The organism is Streptomyces sp. Da 82-17 (assembly GCF_046098215.1).
Taxonomy (GTDB): Bacteria; Actinomycetota; Actinomycetes; order Streptomycetales; family Streptomycetaceae; genus Streptomyces.
The window spans coordinates 221500-243725 of record NZ_JBJURH010000005.1 but is presented as its reverse complement, the minus strand read 5'-3'; the positions used below and the strand labels follow the sequence as shown (position 1 = coordinate 243725).

Genomic DNA, 22226 nt, shown 5'->3' with positions numbered 1-22226 from the left:
CCGCCGGACATGCGCCCGCAATGCCGCTGCCGCAGGCTGGAGGCATGAGCGAGTACGCAGGTCCGGCTGTCGTGGTCTCACCCGTCACCCCCGGCAATCCGCCCCACCGCGTGGTCCAGATCCGCGGCGCGGTTGCAGGTCTCGCACACGACCTGATCGACGTTGTCCGGCTGGCTCACCATGCGGGACTGGAGCATGTGGATCTCGACGACCCGAAGGTCGTGAGATGGGTCGGCGGCGGCAAGTACAAGTGGGCTCCCTAGCCGGGGGATGTGGACGACCGTACGGAGCCGGGCCCCGGGAGGCGCATACTGAGGGCAATGACTAAGCCCGGTGTACCCAAGCGTCATCTGCCCACCAGTCCCTTCAAGGTTCCCGAGACACCGGCCCCCAAGCTCTTCGCCGTGGGCGACCGGGTCACGCACGACATGTACGGCCTCGGCCGGGTCATCGGCGTCGAGGACGGCGTCGCTGTCCTCGTCGACTTCGGCTCGTCGCAGGAGCGCATCCCGAGCCCCTACAGCAGGATGACCGTGCTCGGGGGACGGTGAGGCAGTCGCCGCCCCGGCTCCTCTGGCACAGTGTCCGTTGCAGCGGATCGACAGCCGGGGGAGACGATGGGTGACTACTACGAGCGGATCGTCGACGTGGAGGCGACCGCCGAGGAGGCCGGGCCGCTCGCGGAGCGCATGGTCGACTGGCTGGTCGCGGAGGGCGTCATCACGCGGGAGACGACCCTCGACGGCGTGTTCAGCCAGCTGGTGACCGAGGGCTACGTGCCGGGCCCCCGCTGGGCGCAGGCCGTGGACGACGCCTCGAACCCGGACTGGGTGCCGCGCTCGGTGGCCGTCAACGTCGGCCGCGCCCACCACGTCGGAGGCCAGGGCCTGGACTCGCCGGAGTTCGCCGTTTGCCCGCGGTGCCGGCACAAGACGGTGGTCATCGACTACCCGTACGCGTTCGAGGCGGACGACGAGGTCTGGCAGCCCTTCGAGGACGGCATCACGGCCTGGGAGGAGACGGGCGAGGGGAGCGCCCCCTGCCCCGCCTGCGGCGCCTTGGTCCCGGTCACCGAGTGGGAGTGGGACGGCTCCTTCGCCGTGGGCGCCCTCGCCTTCGACTTCTGGGACTGGCCGGAGCTCTCCGCGGACTTCTGCGCGAGGTTCCGCAGGGAGCTGGGGCACCGCATCGTGGTGCACGGGGGGAAGATCTGACGGGAGCGTCCGTCCGCTCGTGGCCGTCGGTTGCGGTGCTCGGACGTTCAGATGCTGCCCAACTGGCCGCCGTTGCTGCTGTAGGAGGACTTGAACCAGGTACGTCCTCTCGTAGCCGTCGGCCCCGTCGTACCCCCAACTGGGAGGTGCGGCGGGGCCGTTGGGTTGCTCGGGCGTTCAGAGGTTGCCCAGCCGGCCGTCCTTGACGCCTGCGAGGAAGGTCGAGAAGGCGTCGACGTGGACGTGCAGGTTGGGGCCGGTGGGGTTCTTGGAGTCGCGGACGGGTACCACGTTGTGGGTGTCGGCGAGGTTGGTGGCGACCTCAACGCACTGGCCGCCGTTGCTGCTGTAGGAGGACTTGAACCAACGCGGGGATTCGGTCGTCACGGGGTGCCCTTTCGAAACTGTTGGACCATGGCCGCTGATTCCACTTGGGACAGCGCTTCGGCCTGAAGTTGATGGTAGGCCGTCAACAAGGGCTGGACGAACCGCATATCGCGCTCCAGGCGCCCCTGCTGCGCAGACTCTGCGTACGAGATCTGGGATCGGTCCGCCAGGGCCACCAGTGTTACGGGCAGGTCGAACGACCTGCGCTCGCCAAGCGCGTAGGGAGCCACCTGGAAGACGGTGTTCGGCAGCTCGGCGAACGCGCAGAGCCGGTCCAGTTGCGCGGCCATCACTTTGGGGCCACCGACTGGCCGCCGGATGCAGCTCTCGTCCAGAACGACGTGCACCAGCGGGGCGGGGGTTCGGTCTATGGCCGCCTGACGTCGGGCAAGGAGCGTGAGCCGCTCCTCCGCCTGTTGCTCGGTGATCGCTCCCCGACGGACAGCGCCGTACGCGATGGCGGTGGCGTATTCCGGTGTCTGGAGCAGGCCAGGGATGATCCCCAGCTCGAACAGGCGGATCTCGACGGCTTGCGACTCATGCTTGACGAACTCCGGGAACCCCTCCAGTAACGCGCTGCTGCGTACGGCCCGCCCTTGTCGTTCAAGGAGATCGCCCGTGCCCAACGCCCTGTCAGCACTGTGCGAAAAACGGGTAGTTGGAGACCGGCGACCAGTTTCCACGGCAGAAATATGCGTCGCGGAGTACCCCATGCGCTCCGACAAGTCGTCCTGCGTCCACCCCCGTTCCTCCCTCAACGTGCGAAGACGTTGCCCGAACCTCGCCTTCGGGGATTCGTCAGGGTCCAGCTCCTTGCGGTTCACCACGGCACGCACAACTCCCTGTGCAGAATCTGCAGGTTGAAGACATTCCGAGGCTAGGCCACGCTGAGGGCTCCTGGTAGTCGAATGACTACAGAGAGGAGCAATTGTGTGCCCAGCCCACATGCCCACCCCCGCCCCCAGCGTCGGAACGCTTCTCCTCGATGTGCTTCGTGATCAACTCGGCGAATTTCGTGGCGAGTTGGGATCGCGCTGGTCTCTGCGGCCCGCGCTCGGCGGGCGGGAGTGGGAGGTCGCGCCCGAGCACACCCGCGCCGCCACCCCCGAACAGCGCCTGCGCGTAGCGACTGCTCGGGCCAACGCCCGGTCCCGAGGGGAGATGCTGTGACCGACGACAAGAACGCACTGCTGCAGCAGGCGGAGGCGGCGCGCGACGAGCTGAACGCGGCGCTCACCGCAGCGGGCGTCGTCCTGCCGTCCCTGGGCGTCGACGTGCTCTCGTACGCGGACCAACACCCGTTAGTCCTGGTCGAGTTGGGCCGCTGCAACGTCCCCACGGCCAAGGCCCTCGCCGCTGCCCTGAGGGCCGGGGCCACCTGACCATGTACGAGTTCCTGCTCCGTGCGGTGTCCTGGCCGGCCGCCCTGTTCGCCCGGAGGCGGCGGCCCGGCCGGCACAGTGCGCAGTACCTCGCCGCCGCACAGACCCCCGCACCCGATCCCGTACCCGTGTCCCCGTGGGCGCGGCCCTGGAACTCGCCCTCGGCGGCGGAAGTGCGGGCGATCTTCCGGGACGAGCGGATCCTCGCGCTGCCCGCCCTGCAACGCGAACGAGCCTGGGCCGCCGCGTTCGCCGAGCTGGGCGTGGACTACGACCACCCCGCAGAACCACTCGACAGCCTCGTTAGCCCGCCCCCGGCTGTGCGTATCGAGGTGGACGAGGCGCACCGCGGCGACCTCGAAGGGCTCGCTCGCGTCGCTTGACGCCTGCCTGCCGCCCGCTTCACCCCTTGCTCTGCCCGTACACCTGCTTCCCCAGCCACTGCCCCCCGTCCACCGTCAGGCACTCGCCCGTGACGTACGCCGACCGCTCGCTCAGCAGGAACAGGGACGTGTCCGCGATCTCCTCCGGGGTGGCGAAGCGGGCGGACGGGACGGTCGACAGGACGCGGTCGCGGGCCGTCGGCGTGGCCCAGAGTGCCGCACCCGCCCCCTCCGTCTCCGTCGGGCCGGGGGCGATGCAGTTCAACCGGACGCCGAGCGGGGCGAGTTCGACGGCGAGGGTGCGGGTCATGGCGAGCACGCCCGCCTTCGCCGCCGCCGAGTGGACCGTCCCCGGGTGCCCATGCCACGCGTACGTCGCGATCACGGACAGGATCGACCCGCCCGTGCCCTGCTCCCGCAGGTGCCGGGCCACGGCCCGCGTGCAGTAGTACGTGCCGTTGAGCACGATGTCGACGACCGCGTGCCAGCCGTTCGGGCTCAGGTCGATCCCGGGCGCGACGAAGTTCCCGGCCGCGTTGTTGACCAGCCCGTCGAGCCGCCCGAACCGCTCCACCCCGGCCGCCACGAGCGCTTCGACGGCCTCCGGGTCCCGTACGTCCGTCGGCACCGCGAGCGCCTCCCCGCCCGCCTTCCCGGCCAACTCGACCGTCTCCTCCAGCTTCTCCGGCGTACGGCCCGCGACGACGACCCGCGCCCCCGCCCCGACCAGCGCCAGCGCGACGGCCCGCCCGATGCCGCTGCCCCCGCCGGTCACGATGTACGTACGGTCTTCGAAGCCCCAACTCCCGTACAGGGCCTGGCTGTTGGTGTTCGGTACGGCAGTGTTCATCTCAGCAGCACTCCGTGCGCATCGAGGGCGATCGCGCCGCCCGGGTGGACCAGCAGTGGGTTGACTTCCAGTTCGGCCAGCTCGGGGTGGTCCGCTCCGGCCCGTGCGACCGCGCACACCGCCTCGGCCGCCGCGTCCAGGTCGACGGGCGGCGCACCTCGCCAGCCCGTGAGCAGCGGGGCGTGCCGCAGCGAGAGCAGCAGGGCCCGGGCCCGTTCGACGGTGAGCGGGGCGAGCGCCACCGCCGTGTCGGCGTCCAGCTCGGCTCTCGTACCGCCGATGCCGACCATCACGACCGGCCCGAACGCGGGGTCCCGCCGTACGCCGACGATCAACTCGACCCCGTACGACGGCGACACCATCGCCTCCACCGCGTACCGGACCGCCCCCGTCCCCGCCCGCATCCGCGTGAACGCCGTCCGCAGCCCCGCCTCGTCCGCGATGCCGAGAACGACCCCGCCCGCCTCCGTCTTGTGCGCCAGACCCATCGCCTTGAGCGCCAAGGGGAAGCCGACCCTGCGCCCGGCCGCGGTGACCTGTTCCGGGTCTGCGGGAGCGAACTCGGCCTGGGGGAAGGGGAGTTCGTACGTGGTCAGGAGTGCGCGCGTCGTCTCGTAGTCGCCGTTCCGTACGGGCGGGGGTGGCGGGGGCGCGGAAGGCTCCTCCGCCGCCGGAACAGGTGCCGCCAGCCGTGCCGTCGCCGCCAGCGCGCTCGCCGCCTCCTCGATCCGCTCGTACACCGGGATCCCGTGCTCCCGCAGCACGGCCAGCGCGGGCGTGCCCCTGGCCATGGTGTGCACGACCAGGCCGCCGCACCCCGACTCCCCTACAGAAGTGGCCAGTTGGCGGGCGACCTCGCACTCCTCTGCCGTCTGGGCGGGGTTCGCGGACGCGTAGTCGCCGAAGTAGCCGGTGAGGACGACGGTGTCCGCGTCGCCGCCCGCGAGCAGCGTGCGCACGACGCGCGCGTAGCTGCCGAGGTCCGCCTCCCCGGCCCCGGCCAGGTCGACGGGGTTGCCGCACGACGTGCCCGGCGGCAACTGCTCCGCAAGGGCCTGTGCCGTACCCGGGGAGAGTTCCGGCACGTCCAGGCCGCGGGCCGTCAACGCGTCGGCGGCCAGGGCCCCTTGGCCCCCGCTGTCCCCGACGACCGCGACCCGCCGCCCCGGGGACGAGAGCCGCCGGGCCCCGCCCAGCAGACACAGCGCCACGTCCACCAGCTGCCCCGCCGTGTCGAGGAGCAGCGCGCCCGCGTCGCGGCACACCGCCTCGACCGTGGCCCGCGCGCTGACCAGCGCGCCGGTGTGCGAGGCGGCGGCCCGGCCGGACGCCGCGCTGCCGCCGACGGTGAGCAGCAGCACCGGCTTGCCCGCCGCGTGCGCGGCGGCGAGGGTGCGGGCGAGGCGGCGGCCGTCCCGGAAGTCCTCCACGTACGCGGCGATCACCCGGGTCGGCGGGTGGGCGACGAGCGCGTCCAGGGCGTCGGCCGCGTCGATGTCCCGCTGGTTGCCGAGCGACACGAAGCGGGAGAAGCCCTGCCCGGAGCGGGCGAGGAGCCGGCCGATCTCCAGGGCGAGGTTGCCGCTCTGCGAGACGAGGCCCACCGCACCGGCCGGGAACTCGCCCCAGCTGAGCCGGAGTTGAGCGGTCGTGTCGACCACGCCCATGCAGTTGGGGCCGAGCAGCCGCGCCCCGGCCGCGGTGACGTGCGCGGCGAGCCGCCGCTCCTCGTCCGCGCCCGCCCCGCCCGACGTGATGACGGTGAAGCACCGCGCCCCGGCCGTGAGCCCCTGCTCGACCAGCGGCCGTACCTGCGGCGGCGGCACGGCCACGACGACATGCTCGGGCGGCTCCGGCAGCGCGTCCAGGCCCGGCAGGAACGGCACCCCGCGCAGCTCGCCGCCGCGCCGGTTGACCAGGTGCACACCCCGCCGCCCCCGCCCCTCCAGCGCCCCCGAGGCCAGCCAGTACCCCCACTTCTCGGGGTTGGCCGAGGCCCCGACGACGGCGACGGACCGCGGGTCGAAGAGGACGTCGAGCGCGCCGGGCCGTGCGTCGGTGGGCGAGCCGAGCCCGTCCCCCTCCCGTCCTGTCCGGCCCGTCACCTGTACCACCCGAACCGTTCCGCGATCACCGGCAGCCGGTCCGTGACGATCGCGTGCGCGGCGGCACGCGGGGTCGTGCCGTCGGCCGCCGCTCGCGCCAGCATCTGGTCGATCAGCGCCCGCATCGACCGCCGGGTGTACGCGAACGCCTCGTCCGCGTCGGCGCCGATGTCCCCGAACAGCGTCCACCACCACCAGGCGTTCGTACCGGAGTTGACCACCACGTCCGGCAGCACCTGCACGCCGCGCGCCGCGAGCAGCGCCTCGGCCTCCGGCAGCACCGGCATGTTGGCCGCCTCGACGACCCAGCGCGCCGCGGGCCGGATCCGCTCCTGGTTCGCGGCGTCCACGGCGTACGACACGGCCGCCGGCACGAGCACCTCCGCCTCGGCCGACAGCCAGGCGTCGCCCGGCAGTTCCACGTCGGAGGCCCTGAGCGCGCCCCGGTCGACCGCACCGTACGCGTCTCGCGCGGCGAGCAGCGCCTCCACGTCGAGGCCCTGCGGGTTGGCGACCGTGCCCTTCACGTCGGCCACCGCCACCACCCGCAGCCCGGCGCGGGCCAGAAAACGTGCCGTCGCCCCGCCCATCGTGCCGAAGCCCTGCACGGACACCCGGGTGCCCGCGTACGCGACGCCCGCCCGGTCGAGGGCGGCGAGCACCGACTCGGCGACCCCGCAGCCGCCGACCAGCTCGTCGAGGCCGATGCCGTCCACCTCGACGGCGAACGCGTCGGCGAGCCGCTGCCGCGCGGCCCGCTCGTCGTCGAGCAGCGGGTACACGGCCTGGATCGACGAGACCAACCCCGCCTCGGCGGCTGCCTTGTCGACCACGTCCTGGGTGAGGCCGAGGTCCTCGCCGGTGGTCCAGAAGCTCTCGATGTGCGGCCGCATCGCCCGCAGGTAGCGCACCAGCACCCCGTACGCCTCCGGGTCCCGCGGGTCGCAGTCGATGCCGCCCTTCGCCCCGCCGAGCGGCACATACCGGCCCTCCGGGTTGTAGTGCAGGGCCTCCTTCATCGTCATGCCCCGGGCGAGCCCCGCGACCTCGTCGAGCGTGCAGCCCGCGCGCATGCGCAGTCCGCCGCTGGACACGCCGCGCACGAGCCGGTCGACGACGAGGAATCCCTGCCGTCCGGTGACGTGATCGGTCCAGGTCAGGGAAATGAGCGGGGCGGAAGTGGGCGTGGGGGCGGCGATCATGCGGAGGTCTCCTCGGGGACGGTGATGAGGGTCGGGCCGGGGGTGCGCAGCGCCCGCGCGAGGGCCTCGGCGAACGCGCCGGGCGTCGTGACGCGCTCGCCCGCACCGCCGTACGCCCGGCACAGCGCGGGCAGGTCGACGGGCGGCTGGTCGACGGCGGTCGGGCGGTCGCCGCGTGCGGTCATCTCGTCGCGGATCTCGCCGTACCCGCCGTTGTCGAACACCACGACGGGCAGCGGGAGTTGACGCTGCACGGCGGTCGCCAGCTCCTGCACGGAGAACTGCAGTCCGCCGTCCCCGCTGAGCGCGACGACCTGCCGCTCGGGCCGCGCGGCCTGCACGCCGACGGCCGCGGGCAGCGCGTACCCGAGCGTCCCGAACCCGGTCGGGTGCAGATACCGGCCGCTTGGCCCGAGGGGCAGGTGGGGGAGCGCCCCGTAGTAGCAGCACTGCGCGCTGTCGGACGTGAACACCGCGTCCTGTGCGCACACCTCGCGCAGCACCCGCAGATACGGCAGCCAGCGGGCGTCCCGGCTCGCGGTCGCCGCATCGCGCTCGTGCAGCAACTCCCTTACGAGGGCAGGGGTGTCGGGGTCGGCGCTCACTCCGTCGGGCTCGGCGGCCAGCGCCCGCCGGACCTCCCGCAGGCACTCCCGCGCGTCCCCGACCAGCCCGACCTGTGCGGGCACGCCCGCGTACATCTGCGCCGGGTCGACGTCCACCCGGATCAGGGTCTTGCCGAGCGTGGCGGGCGGTGCGGTCCACAGGTCGGACTCGGCGAGCTCGGTGCCCACGGCGAGCACCGCGTCGCAGTCGGCGAGGGCCTTCTGCACGGCCGGCACGTGCAGGGAGACGCCGAGCGACAGCGGATGGCACTCGTCGACGACGCCCTTGCCGTTGGCCGTCGTGACGACCACCGCCCCCAACTCCTCGGCCAGCGCGAGGCATGCGTCCGCCGCACCCCGCGCCCCGCCCCCGAGGACCAGAGCACGCCGCCCGGCCCGCCGGAGCGCCCCGGCCGCCTCCCGTACCGCGGTCGCGTCGGGGCGTCGTACGTCCACCGGGGGTGCGAGCCGGGCCGGGCCCGTCGGGGCGTGCGCCTCCAGGAGGTCGAGCGGCACCTCGATGTGGACCGGGCGCGGCCGTCCGGAGCGGAACAGGGTGAAGGCGCGCGCCACGGCCGCCTCGATCTCCCCGACGCTCGACGCCCGGTGGCTGAACGCGGTGACGCCGCGCATGGCCTCCGTCTGGCTGCGCATCTCGTGCAGCGTTCCCGTCGACTGCCGCGGGTGCCCGAGCGGCATCCCCGGCGACACGATCAGCAGCGGCACGCTGTCGGAGTACGCCTGCCCGGCCGCCGCCGCGATGTTCAGGAGCGCGGGCCCGGTCGTGGTGATCGCGAGGCCCGGCCGTCCGGTGACACGCGCGTACGCGTCGGCCGCGTACCCCGCGCCCTGTTCGTGACGTGGCGTCACATGCCGAATGCCGTACGGCTCCAGGTGCCGGTAGACCTCCAGATTGTGCGTGCCGGGTATTCCGAACGCCGTGTCGACGCCGTGCGCGGCGAGGGCCCGGACCAGGACTCCGCCGCCGCTCATCCGCTCGGCTGACCCGAACTCGCCCTGGCCCAGGGGAAGTTGGCCGGTCATCACACGCTCCGGGAGATGACGAGCCGCATGATGTCCGAGGTGCCCTCTTCGATCTCCTCCAGCTTGGCGTCCCGCATCCACTGCTCGACCGGGTACTCCCGCGAGTACCCCCAGCCGCCCAGCGTCTGCACCGCGGCCCAGGTGCAGTACGCCGCGGTCTCCGACGCGGTGAGCTTCGCCATCGCGGCCTCGGCCGTCGCGTCGAGCCCCGCGTCGAGGCGTCTGGCCGCCCGCCAGGTCATCAGGCGGGCCTGCTCGATCCGGGTGCGCATGTCGGCGAGCCGGAACGCGACCGCCTGGTGCTCGACGATCGGCTTGCCGAACTGCCGCCGCGTCTTGGCGTAGTCCCGCGCGTACTCGTACGCCGCCCGGGCCACGCCCGTCGCCGCCGCGCCGAGCACGGTGCGGGAGATGTCGAACGTCCGCATCAGGCCGACGAAGCCCTGGCCCTCCGCGCCGAGCCGGTCCGACTCCGGCACGAACGCGTCCGCGAAGAAGATCTCCCGGCACACGATCGCGCGCTGCCCCATCTTCCGCATCGGCTCGCCGAACGTCACGCCGGGCGTGCCCTTGCGGAACAGGAACGCGGTCACCCCGCGCGAGCGCTGCGCCGGGTCGGTCTTGGCGAACACGACGTACTGCTCGGCCTCACCGGCGTTGGAGATCCACGCCTTCTGGCCGTTCAGCCGATAGCCGCCGTCGGTACGGGCCGCCGTGGTGGCGATGGACGCGGCGTCCGAACCCGCGCCCGGCTCGGTGGTCGCGAGCGCCGTCATCGGCGTGTCCGGCTTCGCCAGCGGCGTCAGCCACTCCCGCCGCTGCTCGGCGCTGCCGAGTTCGAGCACCGGGTCGGCGAAGAAGCCGTTGGAGCAGAGCAGATTCCCGATCCCGAGGTCCCCGACGCACAGCTCCTCCTGTACGAGGACTTGTGTGAACACGTCGGTGAAGCCGCCGCCCCCGTACTCCTCGGGCAGCATGAACCCCGTGATCCCGACCTCGGCGGCCCGCCGCCACAGGTCCCAGGGCGTCTCGACGTCGGCCTCGTCCACGGCACGCGCCCGCGGCCGGATCTCCTCACGGGCGAAGGCGCGGGTGAGCTCGACGATGTCCCGCTGCTCGGTGGAGAGCGGAACCAGCTCGATGGGCAGGTCAGCCATGAGTGCCTCCAGGCACGACGACATTGCCTTAACTGAATGTTCAGTCAGTATCTGGAGGCGGTGGCGGCGGCGTCAACAGGGCTGCTTACTGAATCACCGATCAGTTTCAGGGGTGGGGTCGGCCGGCTGCGGGCCGTCCTGTTCCGCGACCCGTTCGACCCGGCCCACGAGGAACACGTACGACAGGATGCCCACCACGGTGACCACCGTCATGTACGCGAAGCCCGGGGCGAAGCTGTCGTCCGTGATGATCATGCCGATGACGATCGGGGTGGCGATCGACGACAGGTTGCCGATGAAGTTGAACATCCCGCCGGTCAGGCCGAGCAGCCGCTGCGGGGCCATCGCCGACACCAGGGACCACGTGATCGACGCCAGGCCGTTGCCGAAGAACGCCACGGACAGGATCACGATGACCACCGCCGTCGAGTCCGTGAAGCCCGCCCCGACCATCACCGTGGACAGCAGCAGGCCCGCGATGACCGGCCCCTTGCGCGCCGCACCGAGCGAGACCCCGCGCCGCACCAGGAAGTCCGACAGCACGCCCGAGGCGAGCACGCCGACCAGGGCGGCGACGAACGGCAGCGAGGCCAGGAACCCGGACTTGATGTAGTCCATGCCGCGGTAGTCGACCAGATACGTCGGGAACCACGTCAGGAAGAACCACAGCGTCGACGTCAGACAGAACTGGCCGAGGTAGATGCCCCACAGCTTCCGCCGCCCGAGCACGGTCGCCAGGTCGGAGCGGGTGATCCGGGCCCGCTGCGGCCGCTCCCGCGTCGCGTCCACCAACCCGCCGCCGGCGCGGATGAGTTCGACCTCCGCGGCGTTGGCCCGCGAGTCCCGCGGCTCCCGGAACCCCGCGTACCAGACCGCCGCCCACAGGACGCCGACCAGGCCCGTCGCGATGAACACCCAGTGCCAGGACACCAGGGCCTGCAGCCACGAAAGCACCGGCGTGAGCAGGGCGAGCCCGATGAACTGGCCCGACGTGTAGAAGCCGATGGCGGTCGCCCGCTCCCGCTCCGGGAACCACACCGTCGCGATCTTGCTGTTGATCGGGTACGCGGGCGCCTCGAACACGCCGACAAGGAGACGCAGCACGATCAGCGCCACGAACCCGCCGATGACGCCCATGAACAGCGTCGCCAGGGACCACAGGGTCAGGCACACCGGGTAGAGCACCCGCGGCGGCACCCGGTCCACCAGCCACCCGCCGGGTACCTGCAACGCGGCGTACGTCCAGCCGAACGCCGAGAGCAGCAGGCCCTGTTGAGCCGTCGTCAGGTCGAGCTCGCGGGCGATCTCGGGCAGCGCGATCGACAGGTTGGAGCGGTCCAGATAGTTGATGACGACGGTGACGAACAGCATCACCGCGATCAGGACACGGAAGCGGGAGGCCCGCGCGCCCACGCCGGGGCCGGCCTTCGTCGTCTGTACGGGTTGCGTCATCGTCGGCTCACCACTCCGCGACGGAGCCGTCGGCGTGCCGCCACACCGGGTTGCGCCAGCGATGCCCTTCCGCGGCACGCTCGGCCACGTACTCCTCGTTCACCTCGATGCCGAGCCCCGGCCCGTCCGGAATGGCCACCTGACCGTCCCGGTACGTGAACACCGCGGGGTCCACCAGGTAGTCGAGCAGGTCGTTGCTGGTGTTGTAGTGGATGCCGAGGCTCTGCTCCTGGATCGTCGCGTTGTAGCAGCCCGCGTCGATCTGCAGACAGGCCGCGAGCGCGACCGGCCCCAGCGGGCAGTGCAGCGCCAGGCCCACGTCGTACGCCTCGGCCATGTGCGCGATCTTCCGGGCCTCGGTGATGCCGCCGCAGTGCGACGGGTCGGGCTGCACGATGTCCACGGCGCCGGAGGCGAGCACCTGCTTGAAGTCCCAGCGGGAGTACAGGCGTTCACCGAGCGCGATCGGGATCGGCGAGTTCCGCAGCACGTCCGCGAAGCCGTCCACGTGCTCGGACAGCACCGGCTCCTCGACGAACATCAGCCGGTACGGCTCCAGTTCGCGAAGGAGCACCTTCGCCATCGGCTTGTGCACCCGGCCGTGGAAGTCGACGCCGATCCCCACGTCCGGGCCCACCGCCTCGCGTACGGCGGCCACGTTGGCGACGCACCGGTCCACCTTGTCCCAGGTATCGAGGTACTGTAGCTCCTCCGTGCCGTTCATCTTCACCGCGCTGAACCCGCGCTCCACCACGTCACGCGCGGCCTGCGCCGTCTGAGCGGGGCGGTCGCCGCCGATCCACGAGTACACCTTGATCCGGTCCCGCACCCGGCCGCCGAGCAGCTCGTGCACCGGTACGCCGAGCGCCTTGCCCTTGATGTCCCACAGGGCCTGGTCGATGCCGGCAAGCGCGCTCATGTGCAGGCCGCCACCGCGGTAGAACCCGCCCCGGTACAGCACCGTCCACAGGTCCTCGATCCGCGACGGGTCCTGCCCGACCAGGTAGTCCGAGAGCTCCTCGACCGTGGCGGCCACGGACGCCGCCCGGCCCTCCAGGACCGGCTCGCCCCACCCGGTGACGCCCTCGTCCGTCTCGATCTTCAGGAAACACCAGCGCGGCGGCACCTGATACGTCGTCACTGACGTGATTCTCATGCGTTCCTCACTCCCGGCTCTCCCGGCTCTCCCGGCTCTCCCGGCTCTCCCGGCTCTCCCGGCTCTCCCGGCTCTCCCAGGCCCGTGTCCCTCGGGCCTGTGTCTTTCGTGTGTGCGGCGGCGCCGTCCGCGTCCCGGCCGACGGCCTCCCGCCAGATGCGCCGGAGCTCCCGGGCCCGCGCGCCGACCTCCTCGGCCGGGTCGCCCGGCCGGTACAGGCCGGAGCCGAGCCCCACCCCCGCCACCCCGGCCGCGGCCCACGCGGCGAGGTTCGTCCCGTCGACGCCGCCGACCGGCACGAGGCCGACGTCCGGCGGCAGTACCGCCTGCCACGCCCTGACCCCGGCGATGCCGACCGAGTCCGCCGGGAACACCTTCAACCGCCGCGCGCCCGCGCCGATCGCGGCGAACGCCTCGCTGGGCGTGGCCACCCCCGGGTACGGAGTGAGGCCCGCCCCGACCGCCGCGGCGATCACCTGACGGTCGCAGTTCGGCGCGACGACCATCCGCGCCCCGGCGGCCCGCGCCCGCGCGACGTCGTCCACGCTCAGCACCGTGCCCGCGCCGATCACACACCGCTCGCCCAGCGCGTCGGCGAGCAGCCGTACGCTCGTGAACGGGTCGGGGGAGTTGAGCGGCACCTCGATCGTGGTGACCCCGGCCTCGGCGAGCGCCCGGCCCACGTCCACGACCTCGGCGGGCTCGACGCCGCGCAGAATCGCGATCAGCCCTGTCATCGTCCTGATGTCCCTTCCCTGCGTACGACACGCACGTCCCGTACGTCGTCCTCTCGGCGGCCGAGGAGGCCAGCCCGGTCCGCGATCCGCCACAGCCCCCTGGCGGTGACCTCCTCGCCGAGCACCGTGGTCCGCACGCCGTGCCCGGCGAGCGCCTCGGCGTAGCGGCGGCACAGGTCGGGGGCGCCGCACAGCACGACTTCGGGCGCGGAGGCGGGCGTCGTGTCGGGGAGCGCGTCCGGCAGCAGATGCGCCACCTCGTCGGCGATCAGCACGCCCGAGACGTAGTCGGGCAGCGAGACGGCGTCGAGCAGCCCGTCGAGCACCAGCGGGCGCGCGCCGAACAGCTCGGCCGCGAGCCCGCGCGACCGCCCGGCGGCGAGGCCCCGCGCGAAGGCGGCGTCGTCCCGTACGGCGGCCCCGGCGGGCCCGGCGGTGCGGGCGAGGATGCCGTGCCGGGTGAGGAGGCCGTACAGCTCGCCGGACATCGCGGTGGTGAACCCCGTCACGCGCCGGTCGCCGTCGATCCGCACCCACTTGCTGTGCGTCCCCGGCAGTACGACGGTGAGCGGGGCGGCACCGTTCTCGTCCCCCAACTCAGCCAGAACCCCGACGAGTTGAGTCTCCTCGCCCCGCATCACATCGCCGGGCCGCGCGCCGTCCGAGGCGATCCGCAGTCCCGGTACGAGATGCAGCACGCCGGTGCGGTGCTCCACGCGTACGAGCGCGGTGGAGTCGACCGGCGCAGGCACGGTGCGGTAGCCGCTGTCGGCCCAGCCCTGTGCGCTGCCGACCATCCCGCAGGCGATCACGGGGACGTGCGGGTACGCGGCGAGCCAGTCGCCGCACGCCTCCCGCAGCGCGCCCTCGTACGCGGCGGCCCGCGCGGCCGGGTCGTGGGCGTCGATGCCCTCCGTCGTGGCCAGCAACCCCTGCCCCGACCTGCGGGATTCGAGCACGCGGCCGGCGGCGTCGAGCAGCCAGGCGCGCCGGCCGGTGGTGCCCCAGTCGAGCGCGACCAGGCCCGGTTCGGTGTCCGTCATGGCCGTCACTCTGAGAGACCCATCCCAATAATGCGAACGCCGTCCCTATATGTAGGATGGGGTCATGGCTGACACTCCGGCGCCCACAGCCGCGCCCGGCACCCAGACACTCGCCCGAGGACTCGCGGTCATCCGCGCGGTCGCGGACGGCGCGCAGGACCTCCGTACGGTGGTCGAGCGCACCGGCCTCGGCCGCAGCACGGCCCACCGCCTCGCCCAACTCCTCATCGCCGAGGGGTACTTGAGAGGCGGCCGGGACGGGTACACGCTCGGGCCGACACTCATCGAACTCGGCTTCCAGGCCCTGCACGGCAACCCGCTGCCGGTGGTCGCCCGCCCCGTCCTGGAGGAACTCTCCGCGCAACTGCACGACACGGTGCACCTCGCCGTGCGCGACGGCGACTCCGTCCTCTACCTCGACAAACTCCCCGGCACACGCGGCGCCGAGATGCGCTCCCGCATCGGCCACCGCATGCCGCTCACCCGCACCGGCGTCGGCATGGCCCTGCTCCTCGACTCCGAACCCGAGTGGGCCCCTCTCTATCAGGCCGAGGCCCCCGTCGAGGCGGACCGGGCCCACGCCCAGGACCTGGACGCGTTCCTGACCCGCATGCGGGAGTACGCGCAGGCCGGCGTCGCCAAGGACCTGGAGGACAACGAGCCCGGCATCCGCTGCGTCGCCGCCCCCATCCGGGACGCCACAGCCACGATCACCGGCGCCATCAGCGTCTCCGCCACCCGCCCGTACATGCCGACGGCCCGCATGCGAGGCCTGACGACGGTCATGACGAAGGCAGCCCAACGCATCTCGGAGTCCTTGGGGTACCGGGAGCCGTGACGGCGCCTCGACCCAACAGCCCCTGGTGCAGTCGAAGTTCGTGATGTCGATCTTCACGCCAGCGGCGTCCAGGGCGGTCGGCATCTTGCCCTTGACGGTCTGCCCCGGGAGGACGTTCCCCTCGTGCAGATGCCGTTGGCGACGCGCACGCCTGTCCGGCTGCCTGGCGGCAGTTTCGCCCACACCCGAACCACCAGCAGGGCGACCGGTACGCCTACAGGTGCAGGCCCTCAGCTACTCGCTCGGCGCGAAGCTCTCGACGAGGAGGTCGAGGCGGGCGCGGTCGGCGCGCCGGGGGATGCGGCCCGTGGCCGACAGGGCGGAGATGCCGTGCAGGGCCGCCCACACGAGCTCGGCCACGCCCTCCGGGTCGGCCGTGTCCTCCGGCAGCGCCTTCACGAACTCCTCGAAGCCGTTCCGCAGCGGCGCGGGCGTGTCCTCGTCGGCGAACTTCAGGCGCGTGGGCAGCACGAACATCGCCTGGTAGAGCGCCGGACGCTCGGCGGCGAACCGCAGGTAGGCCCGGCACACGGCCCGCAGCCCACGGTTCCGCTTCGGTCCCCGTGCCCCAGTTCGGGCGCGGCGCAGCAGCTCGGCCAGCTCGGCGAACCCCTCCAGGGCGACGGCCGCGACGATCGCGTCCTTGTTCTCGAAGTGGCTGTACAGCACCGGCTGGCTGTACTCGACCCGCTCGGCGAGGCGCCGCGTCGTCACCGCCTCCCAGCCCTCGGCCTCGGCCAACTCGCGCGCCACGGAGAGGATCAGACGGTGGCGCTCGGCACGTTCCCGCTCGCGGCGGTTCCGGGTGACGGACATGCCCGGATTCTAGCGCCGCTAGCCGAAGGTGACGACAGCGGCTCTAGCGCCGCTAGAAGAAGGAGCGGCCCTTGTCCGGCCCGCCCGGCGCGCGGGTGGGCCTGGTCCGGGCGCATCCCCATGACGGCCCGATGCCCCAGCGGACGCCGACCGCGGGCGGTGGCCAGGCGCGTCGCCGGGCCCGGTGCCCCCGAACCCCCTCAACGCCCCCGGAACCACGCCCAGTTCGAGTGCTCCTCCAGCGCGAGGCTGGCGGAAGCGGACCCGTCCGGCATAGCGTGACAGCGTGTCCGAGCCCGAGACCGCACCCACGGAACCGCCGCCGACGACCGCAGTCCCCTCCGTCCCACCCGCTCCCGCGACCACCACAGCCGCCACCCCCGCCACCCCCGCAACCGACGCCTCCGCGGCCCTGCTTGAGCGTCTCGCCGACAAGCTCGGCGGGCGGGCCTGTGTCGAGGCCGTGTTCGGTGAGCCCGTCACCGCCGAAGGCGTCACCGTGATCCCGGTCGCGCGGATCGGGTACGGGTTCGGGGGCGGCGCGGGCCGCGAGGTCGGCGCCGGCAGGACCGGCGAGGGCGGCGGCGGAGGCGGGGGCGCAGAGGCCCGCCCCCTCGGCTTCATCGAGCTGAGGGACGGCCACGCCACCTACAAGCCCGTACGCGACCCCTGGGCGCAGGCGCGGGACGTGCTCGTCCCGTTGACCGGCCTGCTCGCCGCCGCCGTCGGCCCGAGGATCGCCCACCGCCTCACCCGCCTCCGCGGCCGCCCACGGCGACGCCCGTGAACACACGACAGCGGCCCCGGGGCGTGCACCCCGGGGCCGCTGTCGTACGCCGATGTCCGGCGAGTCCGCTCAGACCGCGCTGACCGGGAACTTCGTGCCCTGGCCGACGACCTTGCCGGTGCTGTCCACCAGGTCCACCGGGTTCTTCAGGTCGAGGATCTGACCCTTCGGCGGGAGCTGGTTGAGGGTGCCGCCGAGCTGGACCGGGTCCTTCGCCGTCAGCTCCTCCGGCGCCGCGAACATCCGGCCCTCGGTCGCCAGCTTCTCGACGGACAGGTCGGCCGTCGCCGTCAGCTCCAGGGTGGCCGGGAACGGCTGCAGGGCGCTGTTGAAGCCGGCGGTGCCGGTGGCCTCGCTCTTCAGCGAGACCTTGCCGAGCTCGCTGTCCTCACCGGTGACCTCGAGCGTGCCGGTGACCTTCGTCTTCAGCTTCGTGGGCGTCGGCGCCTCGATGGTGAGCGACGCCTTGCCGGTGAGGTCGAGCGTGTGGACCTTGTCTCCGATCTTCAGCTCCGCGCCCTTCACGGCCACGTTCAGGTCGGCCTTCAGCGGGGCCTGCGCCTGCGGGACGGCAGCCGCGGGACCAGCGGGGGCTGCCGCGGTGGCGGCGGGGGCGACGGTGAGGAGGGCGGCACCGGCGGCGGCGACCGCGGCGGTGGCGAGTCGGATGTTCACGTGGTCTGTCTCCTTGAAAAGGGGGTGGTGACCGGGCGGGGAAACCGAGGCGTTCGCATCGCCGGGGACCAGCGAGTCGTACGCATCAGCCAGTTCCAAACGGTCGTTCTCATTCATGTCTGCATGCCGGGCCCCGGGATCTCACGCACCGTCACCGCCGAACCTCCGTGTGGCCCACGGATCGCCACTCGATCGGCAGAGCGCTTCTAGGCGGAGCGGGCCCGGCGGGCGAGCGTCGGCCGGCAGATCTTCCCGGTGGCGCCGAGCGGCATCTCGTCCACCCGCAGCAGCAGTTCCGGCAGCTTGCGCCGCTCCAGTCCCCGCTCGGCCTCCAGGAACCCCGTCACGTCGGCCAGGCTGAGCGGCGCGGCGCCGGGCGCCTCCCGGATGCAGGCGCAGAGCCGTTCACCCAGGTCGTCGTCCGGTACGCCGACACAGGCCACCTCGGCGACCGACGGGTGCGTGTCGAGCGCCCGCTCCACCTCGGCGGGGCTGATGGTGTAGCCGCCGCGCACCACGACCTGCTTGAGTCGCCCCACCACGTGCAGCCTGCCGTGCTCGTCGAAGCGGCCGCGGTCGCCGGTGCGGACCCAGCCGTCCGGGGTGCGGTGCCGGGCGTCGAGGTCGGGCCCGGCCACGTAACAGAGCGGAGTCATGGGGCCGCGGGCGCAGATCTCGCCGGTGGCCTCGACGAGGCGGATGTCGGCAACGGCCGGGTCGGGCAGGCCCGTTCCGGCCTCGGGGGCGGAGCCGGTGGCCGCGGTGTGGCAGTTCACGCCGTCGGACGAGCCGTACACGGTGAACACGGGGCGGCCGAAGCGGCGGGCGCAGGCCTCGGCCGTGGCGGGCGGCAGCGCGTCGCAGCTCGACACGACGGCCCGCAGCCCGGACAGGTCCTCGTCGGGCTCCGGGGGCAGCTCGGCGAGGCGCCGCAGCATCGTCGGCACGCCGTACACATGGGTGGGCCGGTGCGCGGAGAGCAGCCGCAGGGCCTGCCGCGGGTCGTAGCCGTCCTGCACGATGAGCGTGCCGCCGAGCGCGGCCACCGTCACGGACGTGCCGAGCGACCCGAACGACGAGGCGAGCGGCACGAGCACGAGGTTGCGTACGGGGCCGGGGTCGCCGCAGGACAGGGCACGGACGTAGTTGGCGCGGCCGCCGCCCATCGCGTTGTGCGAGTAGGCGACCATCTTCGGCTCGGCCTCCGAGCCGGACGACACCAGGATCCGGGCGGGCGCCTCGGCGTCGACCGGCCGCGGCGTGAACGGCCGCCGGGCCGGCTGACGCAGGTCGACGGCGCCGGGGCGGGTCACCCGGCCCCAGCTGAACACGGCCTCCAGGTACGGGAGTTCGGCGCCCGGCACGTCCAAGTCGCGTTCCGCGACGATCGCGCGGGCCCGCGACCGGCCGAGGAGGCTCGCCGGGCCGAGGCTGCCGTGCCCCGGCGGGTAGGGCAGGGCGACGGCGCCGATCGCGGCGACGGCCAGCTCGGCGGCCACCGCCCGCCGCCCGTTGGGGACGCGTACGGCGACGATGTCCCGTTCCCCGAGGCCGTGTTCGGCGAGGCGGGCGGCGATGTGCCGTACCTCGGCGTCGAGTTCGGCGTAGTCGAGGCTGCCGTACGGGTCGGCGACGGCCGTGCGGGTCGGGTGGGCGTGGACGTGGTCGGAGAAGAGGGAGTAGAGGTCGCGGCCGGGGCAGTGGCCCTCGGCGACCCAGGCGCGACGCAGCTCGGCCGGCACGAGGTCGCGGAGGGAGATGCCGTGGGCGGAGGTCCAGGCGGGTGTCATGCGAACTCCCAGGGCGGTCGGATCGACGCGTGGGCGCCGGGGCGGAGTGCGGGGGCGAAGCGCGGGTCGGCGGCGAGGGCGGCGAGGTCCGTGCACACGGAGGTGGCGGGCGTGCCCAAGTCGGCGAGGAGGGACCGGAGTTCGGCACCGGTGAGCCGTCGGGCGCGGTCGGCGAGCGCGGCCGGGTCGGCGGCGGCGCCGAGCGCGCGGGCGGCCCGCCGAGGCTCGGCCCGCGTCTCGGGGGCGAGCCACACATACCCGTCGAGCGTGGCCAACGGCCGCTCCAGCGGGCCCCGCAGGGCGCGCCGCGGCGGGCGGGGCACCAGCGCGGACGCCGAGTAGAGGGACGACACGACGTACCGGCCGCGGCCGGTACGCAGCCGGGCCAGCAGCCCCGCCAGCGCGGCCTGGGCGCTGAGCAGGCCGCCGAGGACGTCGGTGACGGTCAGCAGCGACGGACGCGGCGGCTCGCCCCCGGGGCGCAGCGCGGCGGCCAGCCCGCTGTGCGCCTGCACCAAGTAGTCGGTGCCCAGGGGCGGTCGGGGCCCGAGCGCGTCGCCCCAGCCGGACGCCCACGCGTACACCAGACCGGGCCGTACGCGGTGCAGGTCCGCCGCGTCGAGGCCCAGGTGGGCGGCCTTGCCGGGGGCCCAGTTGTGCAGGAACACGTCGGCGTCGCGGGCGAGTTCGCGTACGGCGTCCCGGCCCGCGGGGGTGGTGAAGTCGATCTCGGCGACGTCCTTGCCGGAGTTCAGGGCGCTGAAGCGGGCCGAGCAGTCGCCCGCCATGGGCGGCACGCCGCGCATCGGGTCGCCGCCCGGCGGTTCGATCCGCAGCACCCGCGCGCCGAGCAGCTGCAGCACCCGCCCGGCGAGCGGCCCCTGCACGCGCCGCGTCGACTCGACCACGCGCAGCCCGGCCAGGGGGAGGTGCGGGGCCGGGGCGCCGTCACCAGCGGCGGGAGCAGGGGCGGGCGGCAGCGGGGCGAGCGTCCAGGGCGCGACGGGCTCCGGCGCCGACGGGTCCTCGCGCACCGGCAGGAGCGCCGCGCCCGACTGCTCCGCCGCCGCGCGGAGCGCCGCGAACGGGACGGCGCGCACGGCCGCCGCGAGCGCCGGGTCGAGGGCGCATACCCCGGTGCCGAACCGGGACTGGAACGGCCGCCAGCCGTCCCGGACGGCCGTACGGGGCGCGTCCAGGCACGTCCAGAAGCGCAGCCACTCCTCCGCGCGGAGCGCCTCGACCTCGACGCGCACCCCGTCGGCGGACACGAACTCCGGTGCGCCCGGCCGGAGTTGCGCCTCGTAGGACGCGGGTGTGCCTGCGGTCGCGGCGGCCAGGTACTGGCCCAGGGCGAACAGCGCGGCCTGGCCGACCGAGGTGCGGACGCCGCCGACGGCACCGCCGCGGCGGCGGGCGACGAGGGCGGCCGTCACGCCCTGGGCGGCCAGGATCCCGGCGGCCGTGGAGGCGAAGTCAACGGCGAGCGGCTCGGGGCGGCCGGCGGCCAGGCCGTGCACGTGCATGACCCCGCAGGCCGCCTGCACCGCCCGCTCCTCGGCGAGCTCGGCGGACGGCAGCCGCAGCGGCCCCGCCCAGTCGACGGCGCACTCCACCTCGCCCGTGTCCGGGTCGCCGAGCAGGCCGACGAGCCGGGCGGCGACACCGGCGGCGACCGGGGCGCCGGAGACGCCCGCACCGGCGGCAGCGGCAGGAGGGGCGGTCGTCGTCATCGCGTCCCCGCCTCCGCCGGGCGCCTGCCCTGCACCGAGTAGTAGACGCTGGACGCCGCGCGGAACGACGGGTCGCGCATCAGCTCCCGCACCCGGTCGAGCTGCGCCCTGGTCAGCCCGGCGCGCAGCAGCCCGTCCTCCAGGTTGTGGGTGTGGTTCAACTGCAGCCGCAGGCCCGGGGTTTCGGCGGTGCGCAGCTCGATCCGGGGGCGCGGGTCGATGTCGACGAGGCCCGCCGCGCGCATCGCCGCAGGCGCCTTCCGCCCCCACTCGGGGTCGCCGCCGCGGGCACGCATCATCGCGCACTTGGCGTCGAGGAACGCCCGGTAGAGCCGCGCGGACTCGTCGTCGGGGGTGAGCAGCGGCGGCTCGTACGAGGTGTCGAACTCCTCGATCTGCAGCCATCCGCCCGGCTTCAGGGCGCGTACGAGCTTGTCGAGGACGGCGGCGCGCTGCGGCAGGTGCTGGAGGACGAGGCGGGCGGAGATCAGGTCGAACTCGCCCTCGGGCAGCGGGTCCTGGACGATGTCGTGGCGCAGCGACGTCAGGCCGGGCCGGGCCGGGATGTGCTGCGGTTTGACGTCGGTGGCGAGGACCGAGCCGCCGGGTGCGACGCGGTCGGCGAGCCAGCCGGCGATGCTGCCGCTGCCCGCACCGACCTCCAGGCAGCGCCAGCCGCGGGTGACTCCGGTCTCCGCGAGCCGGGCGCAGGTGGCCGCGTCGTAGGCGGCAGAGAGGCAGCGGTGCTGTTCGCGGCTGTGCACGCTGTCGTTGTCGAAGACGCAGCCGGAGCCGGGGTCTTCGGCCAGGAGGGGAGGCATACGGTCCTTTCCCGGTGGCGGTGGCGGTGGCGGTGGCGGTAGCGGTGGG

The 22226-nt window shown here is 73.5% G+C and carries 23 protein-coding genes; 7 read left to right on the top strand and 16 right to left on the bottom strand.

Annotated elements, in window-relative coordinates; translation table 11 throughout:
- Positions 1-44: 44 nt before the first annotated feature.
- The 3 genes from ACIDOF_RS10905 (at position 45) to ACIDOF_RS10895 (ending at position 1214) form a co-directional block, all read left to right on the top strand.
- Positions 45-263 (top strand): hypothetical protein, encoded by a 219-nt coding sequence (locus ACIDOF_RS10905; RefSeq protein ID WP_409005580.1) that lies wholly within the window; start codon positions 45-47, stop codon positions 261-263.
- A 57-nt stretch (positions 264-320) separates the two neighbouring features.
- Entirely contained in the window at positions 321-551 is a 231-nt protein-coding gene (locus ACIDOF_RS10900; RefSeq protein ID WP_409005579.1) for a hypothetical protein, read from the top strand.
- Between the two features lie 66 nt (positions 552-617).
- A complete protein-coding gene (locus ACIDOF_RS10895; protein WP_409005578.1) occupies positions 618-1214 on the top strand; it encodes a hypothetical protein in 597 nt (198 codons plus the stop codon).
- Positions 1215-1391: 177 nt separating this feature from the next.
- Here the strand turns inward: ACIDOF_RS10895 and ACIDOF_RS10890 are convergent, their stop codons facing one another.
- Positions 1392-1601 carry a DUF397 domain-containing protein gene (locus ACIDOF_RS10890; RefSeq protein ID WP_409005577.1) on the bottom strand — a complete coding sequence of 70 codons (210 nt, stop codon included), beginning with the start codon at positions 1599-1601 and terminating at the stop codon, positions 1392-1394.
- Complete coding sequence (locus ACIDOF_RS10885; RefSeq protein ID WP_409005576.1) at positions 1598-2428, bottom strand: helix-turn-helix domain-containing protein; 831 nt, start codon at positions 2426-2428, stop codon at positions 1598-1600. The genes ACIDOF_RS10890 and ACIDOF_RS10885 overlap by 4 nt, the downstream gene beginning before the upstream one ends.
- A 339-nt stretch (positions 2429-2767) precedes the next feature.
- On the opposite strand from ACIDOF_RS10885, the gene ACIDOF_RS10880 reads away from it, so the two are divergent.
- Entirely contained in the window at positions 2768-2983 is a 216-nt protein-coding gene (locus ACIDOF_RS10880; RefSeq protein ID WP_409005575.1) for a hypothetical protein, read from the top strand.
- Positions 2984-2985: 2 nt separating this feature from the next.
- Positions 2986-3366, top strand: coding sequence for a hypothetical protein (locus ACIDOF_RS10875; protein ID WP_409005574.1), 381 nt, complete (start codon positions 2986-2988; stop codon positions 3364-3366).
- Between the two features lie 19 nt (positions 3367-3385).
- Here ACIDOF_RS10875 and ACIDOF_RS10870 read toward each other — a convergent pair whose 3' ends face one another.
- The 9 genes from ACIDOF_RS10870 to ACIDOF_RS10830 all read right to left on the bottom strand — a co-directional run bounded on the left by ACIDOF_RS10870 (position 3386) and on the right by ACIDOF_RS10830 (position 14717).
- Entirely contained in the window at positions 3386-4216 is an 831-nt protein-coding gene (locus ACIDOF_RS10870; RefSeq protein WP_409005573.1) for a glucose 1-dehydrogenase, read from the bottom strand.
- On the bottom strand, positions 4213-6321 hold the full coding sequence (locus tag ACIDOF_RS10865) for an acetate--CoA ligase family protein (protein ID WP_409005572.1): 2109 nt from the start codon (positions 6319-6321) through the stop codon (positions 4213-4215). The genes ACIDOF_RS10870 and ACIDOF_RS10865 overlap by 4 nt, the downstream gene beginning before the upstream one ends.
- Positions 6318-7523, bottom strand: coding sequence for a Glu/Leu/Phe/Val dehydrogenase dimerization domain-containing protein (locus ACIDOF_RS10860; protein WP_409005571.1), 1206 nt, complete (start codon positions 7521-7523; stop codon positions 6318-6320). Before ACIDOF_RS10860 ends, ACIDOF_RS10865 begins: the two co-directional genes overlap by 4 nt.
- Positions 7520-9172 carry a thiamine pyrophosphate-binding protein gene (locus ACIDOF_RS10855; RefSeq protein ID WP_409005570.1) on the bottom strand — a complete coding sequence of 551 codons (1653 nt, stop codon included), beginning with the start codon at positions 9170-9172 and terminating at the stop codon, positions 7520-7522. The genes ACIDOF_RS10860 and ACIDOF_RS10855 overlap by 4 nt, the downstream gene beginning before the upstream one ends.
- Entirely contained in the window at positions 9172-10329 is a 1158-nt protein-coding gene (locus ACIDOF_RS10850; protein ID WP_409005569.1) for an acyl-CoA dehydrogenase family protein, read from the bottom strand. Before ACIDOF_RS10850 ends, ACIDOF_RS10855 begins: the two co-directional genes overlap by 1 nt.
- A gap of 93 nt (positions 10330-10422) precedes the next feature.
- Positions 10423-11781: an MFS transporter gene (locus ACIDOF_RS10845; RefSeq protein ID WP_409005568.1), complete on the bottom strand. Its 1359-nt coding sequence runs from the start codon at positions 11779-11781 to the stop codon at positions 10423-10425.
- A gap of 7 nt (positions 11782-11788) precedes the next feature.
- Positions 11789-12937, bottom strand: a complete 1149-nt coding sequence (gene dgoD, locus ACIDOF_RS10840; protein ID WP_409005567.1) for a galactonate dehydratase — start codon at positions 12935-12937, stop codon at positions 11789-11791.
- A complete protein-coding gene (locus tag ACIDOF_RS10835) occupies positions 12934-13674 on the bottom strand; it encodes a 2-dehydro-3-deoxy-6-phosphogalactonate aldolase (protein ID WP_409005566.1) in 741 nt (246 codons plus the stop codon). Before ACIDOF_RS10835 ends, dgoD begins: the two co-directional genes overlap by 4 nt.
- Positions 13671-14717 carry a 2-dehydro-3-deoxygalactonokinase gene (locus tag ACIDOF_RS10830; RefSeq protein WP_409005565.1) on the bottom strand — a complete coding sequence of 349 codons (1047 nt, stop codon included), beginning with the start codon at positions 14715-14717 and terminating at the stop codon, positions 13671-13673. The genes ACIDOF_RS10835 and ACIDOF_RS10830 overlap by 4 nt, the downstream gene beginning before the upstream one ends.
- A 64-nt stretch (positions 14718-14781) precedes the next feature.
- Between ACIDOF_RS10830 and ACIDOF_RS10825 the strand changes: the two genes are divergently transcribed.
- Positions 14782-15555: an IclR family transcriptional regulator gene (locus tag ACIDOF_RS10825; RefSeq protein ID WP_409005564.1), complete on the top strand. Its 774-nt coding sequence runs from the start codon at positions 14782-14784 to the stop codon at positions 15553-15555.
- Positions 15556-15789: 234 nt separating this feature from the next.
- Here the strand turns inward: ACIDOF_RS10825 and ACIDOF_RS10820 are convergent, their stop codons facing one another.
- Complete coding sequence (locus tag ACIDOF_RS10820) at positions 15790-16371, bottom strand: TetR/AcrR family transcriptional regulator (protein WP_409005563.1); 582 nt, start codon at positions 16369-16371, stop codon at positions 15790-15792.
- Between the two features lie 286 nt (positions 16372-16657).
- On the opposite strand from ACIDOF_RS10820, the gene ACIDOF_RS10815 reads away from it, so the two are divergent.
- Complete coding sequence (locus tag ACIDOF_RS10815) at positions 16658-17158, top strand: spore germination protein GerW family protein (RefSeq protein ID WP_409005562.1); 501 nt, start codon at positions 16658-16660, stop codon at positions 17156-17158.
- 69 nt (positions 17159-17227) lie between these two features.
- Here ACIDOF_RS10815 and ACIDOF_RS10810 read toward each other — a convergent pair whose 3' ends face one another.
- The 4 genes from ACIDOF_RS10810 to ACIDOF_RS10795 form a co-directional block, all read right to left on the bottom strand.
- A complete protein-coding gene (locus tag ACIDOF_RS10810; protein ID WP_409005561.1) occupies positions 17228-17833 on the bottom strand; it encodes a hypothetical protein in 606 nt (201 codons plus the stop codon).
- 206 nt (positions 17834-18039) lie between these two features.
- On the bottom strand, positions 18040-19623 hold the full coding sequence (locus ACIDOF_RS10805; protein WP_409005560.1) for a class I adenylate-forming enzyme family protein: 1584 nt from the start codon (positions 19621-19623) through the stop codon (positions 18040-18042).
- Positions 19620-21356: a CoA transferase gene (locus ACIDOF_RS10800; RefSeq protein WP_409005559.1), complete on the bottom strand. Its 1737-nt coding sequence runs from the start codon at positions 21354-21356 to the stop codon at positions 19620-19622. The genes ACIDOF_RS10805 and ACIDOF_RS10800 overlap by 4 nt, the downstream gene beginning before the upstream one ends.
- Positions 21353-22177, bottom strand: coding sequence for a class I SAM-dependent methyltransferase (locus ACIDOF_RS10795; RefSeq protein ID WP_409005558.1), 825 nt, complete (start codon positions 22175-22177; stop codon positions 21353-21355). The genes ACIDOF_RS10800 and ACIDOF_RS10795 overlap by 4 nt, the downstream gene beginning before the upstream one ends.
- Positions 22178-22226: the final 49 nt, after the last annotated feature.

What these genes read in the sequence shown, in the direction of transcription:
- ACIDOF_RS10835 (WP_409005566.1), bottom strand. Translation starts at nt 13,674, where the DNA reads ATGACAGGGCTGATCGCGATTCTGCGCGGCGTCGAGCCCGCCGAGGTC.
- ACIDOF_RS10845 (WP_409005568.1), bottom strand. Translation starts at nt 11,781, where the DNA reads ATGACGCAACCCGTACAGACGACGAAGGCCGGCCCCGGCGTGGGCGCG.
- ACIDOF_RS10830 (WP_409005565.1), bottom strand. Translation starts at nt 14,717, where the DNA reads ATGACGGACACCGAACCGGGCCTGGTCGCGCTCGACTGGGGCACCACC.
- ACIDOF_RS10800 (WP_409005559.1), bottom strand. Translation starts at nt 21,356, where the DNA reads ATGACGACGACCGCCCCTCCTGCCGCTGCCGCCGGTGCGGGCGTCTCC.
- ACIDOF_RS10860 (WP_409005571.1), bottom strand. Translation starts at nt 7,523, where the DNA reads ATGATCGCCGCCCCCACGCCCACTTCCGCCCCGCTCATTTCCCTGACC.
- ACIDOF_RS10875 (WP_409005574.1), top strand. Translation starts at nt 2,986, where the DNA reads ATGTACGAGTTCCTGCTCCGTGCGGTGTCCTGGCCGGCCGCCCTGTTC.
- ACIDOF_RS10905 (WP_409005580.1), top strand. Translation starts at nt 45, where the DNA reads ATGAGCGAGTACGCAGGTCCGGCTGTCGTGGTCTCACCCGTCACCCCC.
- ACIDOF_RS10850 (WP_409005569.1), bottom strand. Translation starts at nt 10,329, where the DNA reads ATGGCTGACCTGCCCATCGAGCTGGTTCCGCTCTCCACCGAGCAGCGG.
- ACIDOF_RS10805 (WP_409005560.1), bottom strand. Translation starts at nt 19,623, where the DNA reads ATGACACCCGCCTGGACCTCCGCCCACGGCATCTCCCTCCGCGACCTC.
- ACIDOF_RS10825 (WP_409005564.1), top strand. Translation starts at nt 14,782, where the DNA reads ATGGCTGACACTCCGGCGCCCACAGCCGCGCCCGGCACCCAGACACTC.
- ACIDOF_RS10855 (WP_409005570.1), bottom strand. Translation starts at nt 9,172, where the DNA reads ATGACCGGCCAACTTCCCCTGGGCCAGGGCGAGTTCGGGTCAGCCGAG.
- dgoD (WP_409005567.1), bottom strand. Translation starts at nt 12,937, where the DNA reads ATGAGAATCACGTCAGTGACGACGTATCAGGTGCCGCCGCGCTGGTGT.
- ACIDOF_RS10820 (WP_409005563.1), bottom strand. Translation starts at nt 16,371, where the DNA reads ATGTCCGTCACCCGGAACCGCCGCGAGCGGGAACGTGCCGAGCGCCAC.
- ACIDOF_RS10900 (WP_409005579.1), top strand. Translation starts at nt 321, where the DNA reads ATGACTAAGCCCGGTGTACCCAAGCGTCATCTGCCCACCAGTCCCTTC.
- ACIDOF_RS10895 (WP_409005578.1), top strand. Translation starts at nt 618, where the DNA reads ATGGGTGACTACTACGAGCGGATCGTCGACGTGGAGGCGACCGCCGAG.
- ACIDOF_RS10795 (WP_409005558.1), bottom strand. Translation starts at nt 22,177, where the DNA reads ATGCCTCCCCTCCTGGCCGAAGACCCCGGCTCCGGCTGCGTCTTCGAC.
- ACIDOF_RS10870 (WP_409005573.1), bottom strand. Translation starts at nt 4,216, where the DNA reads ATGAACACTGCCGTACCGAACACCAACAGCCAGGCCCTGTACGGGAGT.